This is a genomic window from Brachyspira pilosicoli P43/6/78 (assembly GCF_000325665.1).
Classification (GTDB): Bacteria; Spirochaetota; Brachyspiria; order Brachyspirales; family Brachyspiraceae; genus Brachyspira; species Brachyspira pilosicoli.
The window spans coordinates 1,971,483-1,989,340 of sequence record NC_019908.1; the positions used below are offsets into that span (position 1 = coordinate 1,971,483).

Genomic DNA, 17,858 nt, shown 5'->3' on the forward strand with positions numbered 1-17,858 from the left:
GGATTAGTTTCCCCCTTTTTTATTATAAAAAATCAATTTACTTCTCTACATAAGCATAGAAAAATCTTGGAGGTATTACATTGCTTATCATAACATCTTTTAATTCTGGTCTAACAAGTATTACTCTATTATAAAAATATAAAGGAATAAAAGGCATATCTTCCATTAATACATCTTCTGCTTTATGTAATGTTTGCATTCTAGATATTTTATCACCATTAGTAAGTGCTGATTGAATTAATTGTTCATATTCTTTGTTGTAATAGCTTCCAGTGTTTTGAGGGCTATAGCTTAAAAATGTATCTAAAAATGTCATAGGGTCATTATAATCACCCATCCAACCAGAGCGTGCTATTTCAAAATTTTTATCTCCTCTAGTTGTTTGCATAAAAACTCCCCATTCAAGCTGATTAACTCTAGTATCTATATTAAGATTTTCTTTCCACATCTGCTGAATAGCTTCAAATATATTTAATGAACTTTGAGATTCTACGCTATATTCCAACACAGGGAAGTTGCTGCCATTACTATAACCTGCTTCTGCTAATAGTCTTCTAGCTTCTTCTATGTTTTTTTGATAATCATTTTCATTTACACTAAAATAATTTCCGCCTTTTTCTCTGAAAGAACCATCTATATCAAATACAGAATATGGTACTAATGCAGCAGCTGGTATTTCATTTCCTTTTGTAACTTTTTCTACTATATAATTTCTGTCTATTGCTAAAGAAAGAGCTTTTCTTACATTCTTGTTTTTTAACACTTCATTTGTTGTGTTTATAGAGAGAAAATATATTCCAAGCAAAGGTACATAATCAATATAGCCTTCTTCTGTTAATTTTGGTATGTCTTGTAATGGAGGATTGCTTCCAAATAATAATGTTCCATCTTGTATAGATGCTACTATTGTATTTGGATTATCTAATAATGAAAATGTTATTGTTTGAGGTATTATTGTTTCTTTGTTCCAATAATTAGTATTTTTTTCCATTATTATTTTATCATTGTTTATATGTTCTTTAACAAAAAAAGGTCCATTTCCTATATATTCTTCTTGAGTCCAAGCATCGCCGTATTTCTCTATTATATCTTTTCTAAGCGGGCTATATATTGTAATAGAAAGTAAATCCAAGAAATATGCTGTAGGGCTTTCTAAGTTTACTTCTAATGTATAGTCATCAATAGCTTTTACTCCAAGTTCTGTTAGTGGCAATTCTCCTTTTATGATTTTTGATGCATTTTTTATTGGGTTTAATTGATAGCTTACAGAGCTTGCTACTTTTGGATCAACTGCTCTTTGCCATGCATATACAAAATCATTAGCTGTAACTGTTTTACCGTCAGACCATTTAGCATTTGTTCTTAAATAGAATGTATATGTTAAATAGTCTTCGCTAATATCCCAACTTTCAGCAACTGCCGGTATTAATTTATCATCTTTATCTCTTGAAGTTAATCCTTCAAATGTATGTGCTATATATGCTGAACCGTCATAGGTTTCTGTATATGTTGGGTCTAGAGTTTTTGGTTCTGGACCTATATTTACTATTAGAGAATTATCTGTATTATTTTTGCTGCAAGATATTATTATAAAAAATAATATTAAAATATATTTTTTCATATTATGTCCTTTGATTAATTTTTGGAAATAAAATTATTATAATGATTGTTTTTATATAGACTAACTGCCTACTTTAGATTGACATGTCTGGCGGAATTTTATGCCTTTGAGTAAAGAGAAAATAAAAAAATATATTTCTTAATATAAAAAGTTCCATAAATTGTCCAATATATTAATTATAAACCATATTAAAATAATGTATATATTTTTGTTAAATAATTAAATAAAATACTAAACTTTTTTATAAATTGCCGTTAATTATTATAGTTAATTAATTTAAGGAGAAATTATATGACTATAAGCGGTATATCTTCTAACAATGTTATGCAAATGAGTGCTACTTCAATTAATACTAAGCCAAATATAGTAGAAGTAAAACCTACTAATATGAATCAGCAGGCTCAAAATATGTCTCCTCTTTCTAGCAGATATACTTATGCTATGGGAAGAGATGGTAAAAGATATATACTTCAACTTAGAATAGATATAGCTTCAGTAAGAGCTTTCAGTACTTTAGCTTAAAAATATAATTACAATATGCAGGTAAACTTATCTGCATATTGTTGTTATTCTTTTATTTCTTTTACTACTATCTTATTTCCATTTACAAGTATAACTTTTAATTTGGCATCTTTTTGTATAAATTCACCTTCACTAATAGCGTCATATTTTTTATCATCAATTAAAATATTTCCTGACGGTCTAAAAGGTGTATAAGCTATTCCTTCAAGTCCAAGTAAATCATCATAAGACTCGCTTGAATGATATCCTGATGTATCTGTTTCTAAGAACATTTTACTTTTAAAAACTTTAGATTTTGTCATGAATCTTGCCATTAATATAATAAGTATAATGTCTATGATAAGTGAAACAAAAATTACAAATACAGCCTGAGATATATTAGCTATACCAAAAGACATAAATATGCTTGCAAATATAGCAATTATTCCGGCAATTCCTGTAACTCCAAAACCAGGTATAACAAAAATCTCTAAAGCAAGCAATATTATACCAAGCACAAACACCGCAGGCGAAATAAATCCGCTGTCGCCAATAAGAAATTGTGCCGTAAAAAACAAAAAGAAACATACTATAGCAACCACACCGCCTACGCCAAAACCAGGTGTTTTTATCTCTAAATATATTCCAGCTATAGCAATTGATATTAATATGCTTAATACTGCAGGATTACTTAAAAATCTTAAAATAAAATCATACTGACCTTCTTCAAAATTTATTATCTCATAATCATCAATATTTTTTATTTTTAATATTTCTTCTACAGAGTTTGCTTTGCTATTTGCAATATTTATTTTTATAGCCTCATCAGCACTCAATGTAAGGAGTGTTTTATCGTCCAAATCAATTCCGTCATCTCTTTTAGTTAATACAATAGTTTCATCAACCATAGCCTCAGCAGCCTTTGCATTTTTTTTAGAGTTTTCAGCAGAAGCCCTCATAGCAGCACGCATAGCACTGACCTCTTTTTCGCTTGCCTTCTTTGGCTCTCCGCCTTGAAGATATATTGGTGTAGCAGCCCCTATGATACTACCGTCAGACATATAAATCTCTGAACAACTCAAAGATATCAAAGCTCCTGCAGACAATGCATTTTTGTTTATATATGCGACCACTGGTATATCGCTTTCTATCAATGCGTTTTTTATCTCTAATGCAGATGACAAAAGTCCGCCTGGTGTGTCTATTTCAAGTATTATCAAAGAAGCATCATTTTTTTTAGCCTCTTCTAATCCATTTTTTATATATGAGGCGTACCATCTATTTACCTCCTGAAACTCTAATTTTTTTATAACGTACACTTTATCTTTTGCATATATGTTTGAGAAAATAAGAGTAAAAAGAATAGCTATATAAAAAACTTTTTTCATAATTGTTCGTCCGTTTATGTTATTTATTTTATTATATATTAAAATAAAAATATCTAAAAGTCTAATTATTTATATTTGTTTTTTAACAAAGTTATATTTAATATAAATTATTAATTTTATAATATTGTTACGTAAATTAATTTATAAAAAAACTTTTTATAGTAATTTGTTATAAATAAACTTATTTTTTTGTGATTTTTTGTAAAAAAATAAGAATTTTTGTTGATTAATGAAATTTAGTGAATATAATCTATATTATGAATTTTTCAATATAGGAGTTATACAATGTCGAAAGATAGAAAAACTATAGGATCTTTTGCCCTGTTAATGATGACTTTTACTGCTATATTTAGCTTTAACCAAGTTATTAACAACAGTGTAAGCATAGGTCTTGCTAGTATTCCATCATTTATGTTTGCTACAATAGCATACTTCATACCATTTTCTTTAATGATAGGTGAATTTGCTTCAGCCAATCCAGATAGTGAGTCAGGATATACAAGTTGGATAAAAAGTTCTTTAGGTGATAAATGGGCTTTTGTTGCTTCTTGGACTTACTTTTTTGTAAACTTGTTTTTCTTTTCTTCAATATTACCTGGAATGATAATATCATTATCATACACATTTTTAGGTAAAAACATATTTCCTCAAGAAGGTTCTTTATTGGTATCTATAATTTCTATTATACTATTATGGATAGCTACTTTTATTACTACAAAAGGTGCTAAAGGTATATCAATGGTTACAAATATATCCGGCAGTGCAAGATTGATTATGGGTATAGTATTTATAGTAATAGCATTTGCTTTGGTATTTATATTTGGCAAAGAACCAGCTCAAACTTTTTCAGCAGAGACAATAACACCAAAATTTGATTTTAATTATATAGCAACTTTTGCTTGGATATTACAAGCTGTTGGAGGAGCTGAAAGTATAGGAGTATATATTAAAGATTTAAAAGGCGGAAATAAGTCATTTATAAGAACTATGATATTTTCAGCATTGTTTGTTGGAGTAGTTTATTCTTTAGGTTGTATAGCTGTTGGACTTATTATACCAACTAATATATTGGAAAATAACTATAGTAATGTTATGTATGATGCTTTTAATTTATTGGGTGCTAATATTGGTATAACTAAAGGAATTTCTAATGTTGTAGGACTCATTTTATTTTTAGCTTCTGCAGGAAGTTTGGTATTATGGGCATCAGCACCTGTAAAAGTATTTTTCTCTGAGACACCTAAGGGAATATTGCCTGAAAAGATTACAAAACTTACTGATGACGGAACACCTGTTAATGCATTATATTTACAGGCTATAGTTGTTAGTGTTATATTAATCATACCTGGTCTTGGAATAGGAGAAGTTGATGGATTATTAAAATTTTTAATAAATATGACAGCTTCTACATCTCTATTACCTGTATTATTCTTTTTAGTAGCTTATATTAATTTTAGAAAAAATCATGAGCAAACAAAAAGAGATTTTAAATTATCTAATAATCCTATTATAGGTATATTGTTCGGCGTGTTATTACTTATATTATTTTCTATAACATTTATCATATCAATAGTGCCATTAGAGTCTATATTTATATTAATGAAAGGAGGTACATTGCCTAAAGGAACACCTCACCCTGTATTTGCTGTATTATATCAAATTGGCGGTGTAGTAATATTTTTAGGTTTTGCTTTTCTATTATGGTATAGAGGACAAAAGAATAATAAATAATAAATGGAGTTAAAAATGAAAAGAGAATATAAAGATTTTGAAAATATTCATTTAATGCATAGAAATCGTTTAGATGCAAGAACATCATTTGTAGCATATAGAGATGAAGAATCAGCATTATATGGTGATAACTTCAACACTTATGGCTATTCACTTTTAAATGGAGTTTGGGATTTTAGGTTTGTAGAATCTCCAGATTATGCACCTAAAAATTTTGAGAAAGAGAATTATTTATTAGATGATAGTTGGAATAAAGTATCTGTACCTCATAACTGGCAATTAGATGGATATGGAAAGATGCATTATTCTGATTTATGGTACAATTTTTCTATAAGACCGCCTTATGTACCTTCATTCAATCCTACTGGATTATACAGAAAATATTTTTATGTTTCTGCAGAGGATATTAAAAATAAAATGATAATTAGATTTCATGGTGTTGATTCTGGTTTTCATTTTTGGGTTAATGGAGAGTTTGCAGGATTTTCTAAAGGGGCAAGATTAACAGCAGAATTTGATATATCTAAATTTGTAAAAGAGGGTGAAAACTTAATTGCTGTCAAGGTTTATCAATGGACTGATGGTACTTATTTAGAAGACCAAGATATGTGGTGGCTTAGCGGAATATTTAGAGATGTTGAGCTTTTAGTAGAACCTAAAAAAGGAATATTTGATTTTGCTATAAATACTTTTATGAAAGATAATTATACCAAATCAGATTTATCAGTAAAATTGTATGCTTATGAAGATTGTAAAAATAGAAAGGCTTTGATTAAACTGCTCGATAAAAATAATAATATAGTATTTGAAGAAGAGACTAATTTTGAAAACAAAAACATAAAATTCTCTAAAGAAGTTTCAAATATATTGTTATGGAATGCTGAAGAACCCAATTTATATACATTGATTATAAATGTAATTGAAAATAATAATACTATAGAAACTATTACTCATTGTGTAGGTTTCAGAGATATAGATGTTGATACTAAAAATAAACAATTTAGAGTTAATGGAACACCTATTTTAATAAAGGGTGTGAACAGACATGATTATCATCCTGTATACGGAAGAGTAGTTTCTGAAGAAGACATATTAAAAGATATGTTATTAATGAAAAAACATAATATCAATGCCATAAGAACTTCACATTATCCTGATTCTCCTTATTTATATAAATTAGCTGATAAATTAGGATTCTATGTAATGGACGAAGCTGATTTGGAATGTCATGGTTTTGAATTATCTACACATTATACTTGGATTACAGATGATAAGGATTGGGAAGAGGCTTATTTAGATAGAATTATAAGAACTCTAAAAAGAGATAAGAATCACCCTTCCATAATTATGTGGTCTTTGGGTAATGAATCTGCATTTGGATGCAATTTTGTAGCTATGGCAGAATATTGTAAGAAAGAAGACCCTACAAGATTAGTTCATTATGAAGGAGATATGAAGGTTGAGGTTGCTGATGTAAATAGCACTATGTATACTTGGATAAAAGAGAGATATAGTCCTGGAAGATTGATGAAAGATATTATTGCTACTACAACAAAACCTCATATCTTATGTGAATATTGTCATGCTATGGGTAATGGACCTGGAGGATTATTAGAATATCAAGAATTATTCTATAAATATCCTTTTTTACAGGGAGGATTTATATGGGAATGGTATGATCATGGTATATTGCAGCATGATGAAAATGGAACTGCTTATTATGCTTACGGCGGAGATTTTGGCGATGACCCTACTAATGGAAACTTCTGTATTGATGGTTTATTGATGCCAGACAGAGTACCTTCTCCTGGTTTGATAGAGCTTAAAAAAATATTTGAACCTGTTTTAGTTGAAATGATAGACAGTAGTAGCTATAAAATAAGAGTAACTAACAGATATGACTTCATCACTCTTGACCATTTAGAATTAAACTGGAGCATATATAATTCTGAAAATGAAATCATATGCAGTGATACTATTTATGAAGAGATTAAAGGTATTAAACCGTATACTTCTAAAGAGTTTGCTATTAATGTAGAAAAATTTAATGTTAAAGTTGGTGTTGATTATTATCTAAATATAGTATTTAAATTAAGAAAAGAAAATGCATGGGCAAATACTGAGCATAAGATAGCAACAGCACAATTCTTATTGCCTGTTAAAAAAGAAAGCCCTGTTATTAATCTAACTTCTAAACCAAAAGTGATAGAAAAAGATTTTGAGTATGAAATACATAGCGGAAAATCTATAATTAGATTTGATAAGGTATTGGGTAATATAATTACTTGGAGTTATGATGGTGAGCTTATTATGAGAAAAGGGCCTGCTTTAGGATTCTGGAGAGCTCCTATAGATAATGATATGTATATATTAGAAGAGTGGAAAAAACAATACTTTGTACATTTAATGAGAGAATCTACCGAGAGTGTTGTATTAAAAGAAACAAACAATTCTATAATAATAGAAGTAGATACTATCAACTCTGCCCCTAATGCTGCTTGGTATTATGAATCTAAGTATATATATGAAGTATTAGATGATGGTAATGTATTATTATCTGTATCTGGAAAGGCATCTGGTATGAAAGAGCCTCACCCATCTCTATTATCATCTGAAGGTTCTGCTAGTGAGGCTATGAGAGGATTATCTGTTATACCTAAAATGCTTCCAAGAATAGGATTAGATTTTGAAATAGCTAAGGAATATGATTTATTAAGATGGTATGGAAGAGGACCTGGTGAATCTTATTCTGATTCAAAACAAGCTAATTTGTTTGGGGTATATGACTCAGATGTAGAATCAACTCATACTAATTATGTAAAACCTCAAGAGAATGGAAACAGAACAGATGTTAAATGGGTAAGATTACAGAGTATGCGTCAAATAGGGCTTATGGCTGTAGCTGAAAATAGTATGGATTTTAGTGCCCATTTCTATACTATTAGTGATTTGGAGCAAGCTAAGCATAGACATGAAATCAAAAAAAGTGATTTTATATCATTTAGATTGGAATATAAACAAAACGGACTTGGTACTCATTCATGTGGACAGGATCAATTGGAGCCTTATAGATGTAAATTTGAAGATTTTGAGTTTAAAGTAAGGTTAAGTGCATATTCTGCAAAAGAGGTTTCAGATTATATAGAAGCAAAGAGAAGATATAAATAATAATATATAAAATAATAGATATGGTTGTAATATTATAACCATATCTATTTTTATATAAAAATTGTGTTGAAAGATTATTTAAGTATAATATTTTTAAATTAAATAAAAAAATTAGTATTTTTTGATGCTATTAATATTATATATATTTATTTTTTTCAAAATCTGATCATAAATTTAAATCAATATAAATATTCATGGTTATATTATATGCTATAATATATAAATTAAAACTAATAAAAAACTTTATGATAATGAGCTTTTTAATATTATTAAGCCTTATGAACATAGAAATATTGATAAATAAACAATAGAATATATAATTATTTCAAAATTTTTATTTATAGGAGTTATATATATGAAAGTAGCTATTATTTTTGGAAGCAGAAGCGATACTGATAAAATGAAAAATGCTGCATTATGTTTAAAAGAGTTTGGTATTGAATATAAGGCTTTTGTATTGTCTGCTCATAGAGTGCCTGAACATCTTGAGAAAACTATTAAAGATATAGAAAATCAAAACTTCGAAGTTATAATCGCTGGTGCTGGGCTTGCTGCTCATTTACCTGGAGTGATAGCTTCTAAAACAATACTTCCTGTAATAGGGGTTCCTATTAGTGCTAGTGTACTTGACGGAATGGACGCTTTACTCTCTATAGTGCAAATGCCAAAGCCTATAACTGTTGCTACGGTTGGTATAAATAATTCTTATAATGCAGGTATGCTTGCTGTTGAAATGTTGTCTTTAAAATATGAGAGTGTGAGAAATAAATTAATAGAATATAGAAAGAAGATGAAAGAAGATTTTATATCAGATAACGAGAAGCCAATAGATTTTGGTATTTAATAGAGTTGTAACATATTGGCGAGGATTAAGTATAAACTCTGTGCGGACTTCGTCAAAAAGTTTTCGCCCTTCGGGCACGCTTCGAGAAAGTGCACTCTATATGTTGGAATATGTATTAATATAATATAATATCTGCATTTTGTAATATGCTTAAAAGCTAGTTTTTTTTTAATGCAGTTCTTTTGCTTCTTTTATACCAATAAAAGAAGTAGGGGTTCTACCCTACGGGCACGCTTCGCAGGGGGGCTAGCCCCCGAGAACAATAAAACTTAAAAAATATTTTTGTGTATTAAATAATAATTTTCTATCAACTTTTTCCTGTGTACGAGCTGTACCACCTTGCCGCACGGTAATGCTATGCTTTAATTATAACTTCTTAGTTGTGCGGGGGAGTGCATTTTAATGTACAATTAAATTATAAAATTTATAATAAAATGCAGTCCTTTTGCTTTTTTATATCAATAAAAAACTATGAGTGCCGAAGAAAAGCAAACAAAAACTTAAAATCATTTGTATTTTACTTTTACTAATTTCAAATCTACTGATATCATAAACAAGCTCGGCAAAAATATTAATGTTAAAAGCGAAGCAAATAAAAGTCCATAAGCCATAGCCATAACCATAGGTACAATTAAATCTGCATTACCGCCAATTCCATAAACTGTAGGAAGAAGACCAAATATTGTAGTAACTGTTGTTAAAAATATTGCTCTAAATCTGTCTCCTGCTCCTTCAACTACAGCATTAAATACATCTTGTTTTGATTGTATGTTTCCTTCTTCTAATATTCTGTTTATCAGGTCAACCATTATAATACCATTGTTAACAACTACTCCCGCAAGACCTACTATACCAACAGCTCCAACAAATGACATAGGCATTCTATGGGCAGCAAAACCTAATATAACTCCCACAACCCCAAAAGGTATTATTCCAAGTATCATAAGAGGCTGAATAAATTTATTGAATTGTAATAAAAGTATTAAATATATCGCTATAATTGCTACAACATATCCATATGCTATGCTTTTCATAGGCTCTTTAGTTTCTTTTACTTCTCCTCCAAACTCTATAGTTATATTAGGATAATCTTTAGAAATAGAATCAAAGAATTTTTGAACAGAGTCAGTTACTCTTATAGCAGTTGTTTTACCTAATACTATATCAGTTGTTAGGGTTATGGATTTTTTACCGTTATAGTGCCTTATGCTTGATTGATTATTTGTAACTTCTATTGTTGCTATATCTTTTAATTGTATGAGTCTTCCGTATGTGCTTGGCATATATAAATTATTTAATACATTTGTATCGTAGGTGTATTTTTTATCCATTCGTACCCTAAAATCAAGTTTGTTTTCAAATTGCTGAATGGAAGTGGCAACTATTCCAGAATATGCAGCTCTTAATTCTCTTGCAGCATAGGCCACGTTTACACCAAGTTCGCTCATTCTGTCATAATCAAATAACACTCTAAGCTCTTCCATACCAATCTTATCATCATCATCATAGTTTACAACACCTTCTAATGTTAATAAATGTGCCTTTATTTTGTCTTTTACTTCTTTAACTTTTTCAGTATCATTTCCTATTATTTTTACATCAACAGCCTTACCTGGTGTTATAGGGAGTTTTGTGTGTATTGTAAGAAGTGCCAATTCATCTCTAAGCCCAGCTTCTTCAACTGCTTTCTCTAAATCATCTGCTATGTCATAGGCTACTTTTTTTCTGTTGTTTGCAGGCACTAAATATATAATTGTTCCTGCGAGATTGTCCATCTCTTCAGAAATATCAACTGTGTTTTTGTCTAATTGCTTTCCAAGTAAACTATAAACTGCAATCATATCATTAGTGTCTACTGTTTTATAAATAATATCTTCTATTTCGCTTAAATATTTTTCTGTCTTATATAATGGAGCTCCAACACCTGCGTCCATATTAATAACGACAACATCAGCACTAGTATCATAAACAAGTATAAACTGAGAAAATACTATTTTAAATATAAATATGCTTACAATAAATATACTTATAAAAAATATTAAAACTAAATATCTATGTTTAAGAGTAAGTTTCAAAAATTTAACAAAAGGTATTTTTAGCTTATCGAATAATTTATCTTTATCGAAGTCGAGAGGATTTTTAAAATTAAATCTTTTTTTCTTTTTTATGCCTGTTAATTCTTCATTAGTTATTAAGTTGTTTGGAAGTATTAATACAGCCTGAAATATACTTGCAATTAAAGCTATAATTACAACTTTAGGATATTGATTAAGAAGCCTTCCCATAGTGCCGCCCACAAAAAGAATAGGCACAAAAGAAGCAACTGTTGTGAGTGTTGATATTAACATAGGCATAAATACTTCATGAACAGCATTCTTTGTGGCATCTAAACCTTTAAAACCTCTTTGGTGAAAGTTAAATATATTCTCTGATACAACTATAGAGTTATCTACAATCATACCAAGTACAGTGATAAGTCCGCCAAGAGATATAATATTAAATGTAATTCCAGAGTATGTCATAAATATCAAAGAAACCGATATAACAATAAGCATTCCGAGAGAAGTAAATATTGCACTCTTAAAATCCAAAAATATTATTAATATTATAAATATAATAATAAAACCAGTGATGATGTTTGATGATACAGCATTAAGAAGGTCGTTAATAGTTCTTGAGTTGTCAAACATAGGAACTATTTCTATATTGCTTGGAATAGTGGATTTATTTTTTTCAAAGTAAGCATTAACATTTTCTATTGTTTTTAATATATCAGCATCTTCTTTTTTTACTATATTTATAGAGTATCCATTTTCTTTATTCACTCTCATATACACAGTTTTATCAACAAACATCTCTTCCACTCTTGCAACATCAGCTATTCTTATAGGCTTTCCGTTGAATATAGAACGAACTATAACATTTGTAATTGATAGAGGGTCTTGAAATTGGCCTGTTGTAACTAGTAATTTATTGTTAGCATCAATCCCTTCGCTTTCGTCCGGCTTCATGCTTCCGCTTGTAAGTCTCACATTTCTTAAAGATAATGCCTGTACTATTTCACTTAATGAAGTGTAGTATTCTTGAAGTTTGTATGGGTCTGCTATAATCTGAATCTCTGGGTCTGTTCTTCCGTATACTTCAACGGTGGCTACTCCATCAACATATTTAAGCTCTTTTTCAAATCTTTTTGATATATCATAAAGCTCTTTTTCTGTGCCTTCCATTCCTTCTTTGAATTTTATTCCTATATTGTATATTGGAAGCCTGTTAGCATTAGCCTCTGTAATTTTTATCTCTGTAACATCTTTAGATACATTCGGTGCATTTTGAAGCCTTCTAAATATTTCATCTTTTATAGGTCTTGTATCTTTTATTTTCATGTCTATTCTAATTGTAAGAATACCTGCATTTTCTATCATTATAGAATAAAACTCATCAATACCCGCTATAGTTTGAAGCTCATCTTCTATAGGTATCATAGCATTTTGTTCAACATCTTCTGGCGAAGCACCAGGATATATTACCTGCACTATCATTACATCAAAGTTTGTAGAAGGGAAAGCCTCTTTTTTTATGGCAGTATAAGAAAACATACCAACTGCTATGGTGATTAATATTATTACATTTACTAATAATCTGTTTTTAGCAAATAGTTCTACAATTTTATCCATAATACCTCTTTATTAATAATACCTCGAGTTTTATTATGTTTTTAGTTGTTAAGAAGCACAAGCGAATTATAATCCATCACCGTGCTTATTATCATATATTCCAAATTAAGAAGTTCTGCCCGAGCATTTACTAAATCTAATCTTGCATTAATTATCTCATCAACAGGAAGCCTTCCCTGCCTAAACCTTTCATTTTGAGTTCTCACTCTCGAAGCTAGAGCCTGTACTTCAAGTTTTTTATCTTCAAGCATTGTTTTGTAAGCTTCAAACTCATCGTAATAAGTACCAATTTGTACGTCAAAATCTCTGTTTACTCTATCAAAATCTGCAGTAACTGCTGTTAAAGCATTGTATGCATCTTCCATCTTAGCTTTAGCATCTCTTCCGCCTATAGGATAAGAAAACATTAAACCCACAAAATATTCAACATTCGTCATAGTTGAAAAAGAATTAAAATAACCGCTATCATCTAAAGTAGATAATGACACACTTCCCACTATAGATAAATCTGGAAGTGAATTGTTTTTCATTATAGATAATGCATATTCGCTTCTTAATTTTAATTGATAAGCCATCTGCCCCTGAGCACTCTCCAAAAATGGCACAACATTTATTTTTGTATTAATTGAAGTTTCTAACATACTCTCCCAATCATCTTCATTAGGCTCAACATTCTCTTCTGGTATAAAAAACTGTATATTTCTAATTATCTTTTTTAAAATTAACTCTGACTTGTTTCTTGCTTCTCTATATTTTAAAGTTTGTCTTCTAGCATTTTGATAAGCGTCATTATCTATTACTCCGCTTGTGTATCTTTTGTATATTTGATTCTCAAAAGCCTTAGCCTCTCTAATCATTTCATCATAGAGTTTAATTAGTTTTTGAGACATAATCCACTGATAATATATTTTCTGATATGATGTTAATACGCTGTTATCATCTATTATTCTTTTTAGTTTTGCTATTGTAAGCTGATATTCTGCATCCTTTATTGGGTACATATCTAATTTACCAAAAAAGTCTCTCAATATTGGCTGAGCTATTTGTATCTCTATGCTTGGGGCATAATATTTAAAATTGTTTGTGCTTAAATTTGGAAGTCTTCCTACAACTGTGCCGAGCGGTGTATCTACAGGTATTTCTACCTCTCCCATTTTTAAATCACCAAAGTAGCTGTCATGCTGTATTTTTACAGACCATCTTGTGCCAGAATATGGTATAAGTCCGCTGAAACCAGCACCTATTCTCATACCGTTATGCATAAAGTCTGCTGTTGGTATAATATTATATTCATCAAAGTGTTTTTGTGTACCTATTGCACCTGCCTGCAAATCAAACTTAACATCTCCAGAGCTTTTTGCTTTGGTTAGATTATTATAGGCATTACTCTCTTGTATGGCTGTTAATTTCATCTCTGGTATTATGTTTTTTATTCTTTCAATATATTCTGCATAAGAGAGTATTTCAGCATTGGTTTGAGTGTATATTGAACTGCTTAATAAAAATAAAAATGCGGTAAAATAATATAATAATTTTTTTGACACTTTTGTACAAAACCTCATTATTATTATACTTTATATTTTATTTATGATTATTATTATATCAAGTACAGAAAAATTACTATTGTATTATAAACTACATATTTTTATTTTTGTAAATTATTTTGATATAAATTAATCTTATTACTAATATATTCTAAACAACATATAAAAATATGAAATAATATATATATTGTATATACATAAGAAGATTGACTTTATTAAATGCAGTTATTTTGCTTCTTTTATACCAATACCGAGTAGGTGCCTTGCCGCAGGCACGCAGAGCGTCGGCAAAAGAAGTGGGGTGCTACCCTAAGGGTACGCTTCGCAGGGGGCAAAGCCCTGCAGATAAATAAAATATAAAAGAGTTAAAAATTTTTAGTGTATATTAAAACAACAATTTTTTATTCAGCTTTTTGTTGTTCTTTTTCCAGCATTACACGCTTTTATCAATTTTTTCCCGCGTACGAGCTGTACCACCTTGCCGCACGGTAATGCTATGGTTTAATTATAACTTCTTAGTCGTGCGGGTGAGTGCATTTTTGTGGTGCTACCTTACGGGCACGCTTCGTATGGGGCTAGTCCCCGCAAATAATAAAAAACTTAAAAACTAAATTTTGACAAAATATGATTGTTTCAGTATAATCTAACTATGATAGAAGAAAAGAAAAAAGATTTGAGAATAATAAAAACTCAAAAATTATTAAAACAATCTTTACTCGAACTTTTTAAAACTCACTCTTTTAATGATATCACAGTTACAGAAATATGCGAAAAATCTATGATTAATAGAGTTACCTTTTATGACCACTACAATAATAAAGAAGAACTTTTAAATAGCATCATAGAAGATATAAAAGAAGATATTATAAAAGAATTGAGAGATGATAATTTAATTTATAATTTTAAAAAGAACTACAGGAAAATAATAGAGAAAATAATAAACTATTTTGATAACAACAAACAATATTTTAATACTTCATTAGTTAATTATAACAATACTCTTTTATTTATATCTCTTCTTCATAAGATTTTATTGGGATATTTAAATGAATGGTTAAAAGATGAGGAGAATATAGTAATACAGGAGTTTATATCTGGAGGATTAGTTTCCATAATATATCATTGGATAAAGGAAGATAAGAATATAGATAAAAATATTTTAATTAATAATATATGTAAGCTATTAGAGAAGAGTTTAAAATAGTTTAATATATTAGTTTTAATAAAAAAAATATAGTAAAATAATAAAAAAGGGTATATAATAAATAATCGTTTTAATAAATAGGAGTATAGGTTATGTCCAAAGAAAAAAAAGAAAATGATTTATGAAGGTAAAGCAAAGAAAGTTTATTCTACTGATAATGCTGATGAAATAATAGTTTATTACAAAGATGATGCCACAGCTTTTAACGGCGAGAAAAAAGGCTCTATAAAAGATAAAGGCGTTATGAATAATGAAATTACTACTTTACTCTTTAAAATGTTGGAGAAGAATGGTGTTAAGACGCATTTTATAGAAAAGTTATCTGACAGAGAACAGCTTTGCCAGAAAGTAAAAATATTTCCATTGGAAGTGATAGTAAGAAACTTAATAGCAGGTTCTATGGCTAAAAGACTTGGCATAGAAGAAGGTACAGTTCCTCCTAATACTATTTTTGAAATATGCTATAAAAATGATGCATACGGCGACCCTCTTATTAATGACCATCATGCTGTTGCTTTAAATCTTGCTACTTATGATGAATTAAAATATATATATGAAGTAACTTCTAAAGTAAATAATTTATTAAAAGAAGCTTTAGATAAAATAGGCATTACTTTGGTAGATTTTAAAGTAGAGTTTGGTAAGAACTCAAAAGGTGAAATACTTTTAGCAGATGAAATTACACCTGATACTTGCCGTTTCTGGGATAAGGCTACTGGAAAAAAATTAGATAAAGATAGATTTAGAAGAGATTTGGGTTCTATAGAAGAAGCTTATATAGAAGTATTAAACAGACTTAATAATATGTAAATAAATTCATATCGTTATTTTTAAGGGCTTTACTATTAGTTTAGCCCTTTCATTTTTACATATATTTATTATATTTACTTTGACAAATAATACATAATTTTGTATAATGTACTATAAAGTTTAAGGAGTTTTGTTATGTACTTAGTAAACCTAATGGAACAGAAAGTTTCTAAGTTGGCAGATGCATATTTACAAAAGAAAAATATTCCAGTTAATAGCAATATGCGTATGGATATTATTGCATATACATTAAATAGAGTAAAACCAGAATATGTTACAAGTGCTAGAGGTGTATTATACAGTTATAAAGACCCTATAGAAGATAATAAAGAAGTTTTAAATATTATCTCTCAAGCTTGTGAGGTTGTTACAAAAAGAAGAGAGAGCAATGCTTCAGATACTATACCTGTTATAGAAGAAAGCGGTTATTATATTACTTATCCTAGTATAATGGGTAATTTATTTGCTTCTAATAATACTGACAGAATAGAGAGTGCTAAGGTTTATATGTTCAGCAATAATGCTTTATTAAAAGGATATGGAGTTAATTTTCCTAATCCTGCTATAGTTGCTAAAAATGTTGCTGGTAAATATATGTTTTGTTTTATGCCGCAAAAAACAGATTCTAATAAAAAGATAGATGTTAATTTGGATATAGTAGTAGAAGCTGAGAATTATCAGAAGTTTAAGAGTTCTTTAACTTTTACTGTACAGCCTGAATATTATAATGCAGGAGACATGCCATTATTTTCAGTTGAAGAAGTTAATGATATATCACTTATAGAAAATAAATAAATAAAAAATATTTGTAAATTAGTATTGTTGTAGATTAATGAGATTCGTAAAGTTTGTAGTATTAGTATGTTTTATTATATTTGGTATAATGATATTGAATATCATACAAAAAAATAAAGCCGTGTATGATAAAAAAAATATGGTTCGTCCTTTTTCTTATAATGATATACTTTATTGTGTAAATGGGGAGGTAAAATCTTTAGCTTCCCTTTCTTTCACAACATCGTTTGATGATTTATCTAATCTATTTAATATAGATAGAAATATGATTTATAATAATATTTTGAAAAAAAATATAAATATATATGATAATAATGCTGAAATTAATGTATTTATTTCTGAAAAAAAAATAGAGCAAATTACACTAAATATTACTAATAATATTGATATGTCTTTAAGCAGTATATTTAAAAACTTAGAAAACAATAATATAGCATTGGAAGATGAGAATATAGAAGCTTCTGATGGAAGTATTTTAGCTGAGATTTATAGTCATTATGGCGATAAGTATAAATTAGTTATAACAAAAACTAAAGATGAGTTATCTATAGATTATGTGAATTTGAAAATTAATTAAT

12 protein-coding genes are annotated in these 17,858 nt (G+C 28.9%); 8 read left to right on the forward strand and 4 right to left on the reverse strand.

All coding sequences use genetic code 11. The annotated features are described in order from the left end of the window. Positions 1-37: 37 nt before the first annotated feature. The gene (locus BPP43_RS08800; RefSeq protein WP_015274749.1) at positions 38-1,621 is read right to left on the reverse strand and encodes a peptide ABC transporter substrate-binding protein; all 1,584 of its coding nucleotides are present in this window, start codon (positions 1,619-1,621) and stop codon (positions 38-40) included. A gap of 291 nt (positions 1,622-1,912) precedes the next feature. On the opposite strand from BPP43_RS08800, the gene BPP43_RS08805 reads away from it, so the two are divergent. Further along, a complete protein-coding gene (locus BPP43_RS08805; RefSeq protein ID WP_013244085.1) occupies positions 1,913-2,143 on the forward strand; it encodes a hypothetical protein in 231 nt (76 codons plus the stop codon). A 44-nt stretch (positions 2,144-2,187) separates the two neighbouring features. On the opposite strand, the gene BPP43_RS08810 is transcribed toward BPP43_RS08805, so the two are convergent. Continuing rightward, positions 2,188-3,510: an NfeD family protein gene (locus BPP43_RS08810; protein WP_015274750.1), complete on the reverse strand. Its 1,323-nt coding sequence runs from the start codon at positions 3,508-3,510 to the stop codon at positions 2,188-2,190. Between the two features lie 285 nt (positions 3,511-3,795). Here BPP43_RS08810 and BPP43_RS08815 point away from each other — a divergent pair, with 285 nt between their 5' ends. From BPP43_RS08815 to purE, 3 genes are all read left to right on the forward strand, one after another. Beyond that, positions 3,796-5,241: an amino acid permease gene (locus BPP43_RS08815; protein WP_015274751.1), complete on the forward strand. Its 1,446-nt coding sequence runs from the start codon at positions 3,796-3,798 to the stop codon at positions 5,239-5,241. A 15-nt stretch (positions 5,242-5,256) separates the two neighbouring features. Then, positions 5,257-8,409, forward strand: a complete 3,153-nt coding sequence (locus tag BPP43_RS08820) for a glycoside hydrolase family 2 TIM barrel-domain containing protein (protein WP_015274752.1) — start codon at positions 5,257-5,259, stop codon at positions 8,407-8,409. A gap of 355 nt (positions 8,410-8,764) precedes the next feature. Beyond that, complete coding sequence (gene purE, locus BPP43_RS08825) at positions 8,765-9,253, forward strand: 5-(carboxyamino)imidazole ribonucleotide mutase (RefSeq protein ID WP_014934006.1); 489 nt, start codon at positions 8,765-8,767, stop codon at positions 9,251-9,253. A gap of 506 nt (positions 9,254-9,759) precedes the next feature. On the opposite strand, the gene BPP43_RS08830 is transcribed toward purE, so the two are convergent. After that, the gene (locus BPP43_RS08830) at positions 9,760-12,927 is read right to left on the reverse strand and encodes an efflux RND transporter permease subunit (RefSeq protein WP_015274753.1); all 3,168 of its coding nucleotides are present in this window, start codon (positions 12,925-12,927) and stop codon (positions 9,760-9,762) included. Between the two features lie 41 nt (positions 12,928-12,968). Continuing rightward, positions 12,969-14,471 (reverse strand): TolC family protein, encoded by a 1,503-nt coding sequence (locus tag BPP43_RS08835; protein ID WP_013244081.1) that lies wholly within the window; start codon positions 14,469-14,471, stop codon positions 12,969-12,971. Between the two features lie 649 nt (positions 14,472-15,120). Here BPP43_RS08835 and BPP43_RS08840 point away from each other — a divergent pair. The 4 genes from BPP43_RS08840 to BPP43_RS08855 all read left to right on the forward strand — a co-directional run bounded on the left by BPP43_RS08840 (position 15,121) and on the right by BPP43_RS08855 (position 17,857). Next, positions 15,121-15,675: a TetR/AcrR family transcriptional regulator gene (locus tag BPP43_RS08840; RefSeq protein WP_013244080.1), complete on the forward strand. Its 555-nt coding sequence runs from the start codon at positions 15,121-15,123 to the stop codon at positions 15,673-15,675. A gap of 114 nt (positions 15,676-15,789) precedes the next feature. After that, positions 15,790-16,485 carry a phosphoribosylaminoimidazolesuccinocarboxamide synthase gene (gene purC / locus BPP43_RS08845; protein WP_015274754.1) on the forward strand — a complete coding sequence of 232 codons (696 nt, stop codon included), beginning with the start codon at positions 15,790-15,792 and terminating at the stop codon, positions 16,483-16,485. 135 nt (positions 16,486-16,620) lie between these two features. Then, positions 16,621-17,280, forward strand: coding sequence for a late competence development ComFB family protein (locus tag BPP43_RS08850; protein ID WP_014933993.1), 660 nt, complete (start codon positions 16,621-16,623; stop codon positions 17,278-17,280). A 37-nt stretch (positions 17,281-17,317) separates the two neighbouring features. After that, a complete protein-coding gene (locus BPP43_RS08855) occupies positions 17,318-17,857 on the forward strand; it encodes a hypothetical protein (protein WP_014935199.1) in 540 nt (179 codons plus the stop codon). Position 17,858: the final 1 nt, after the last annotated feature.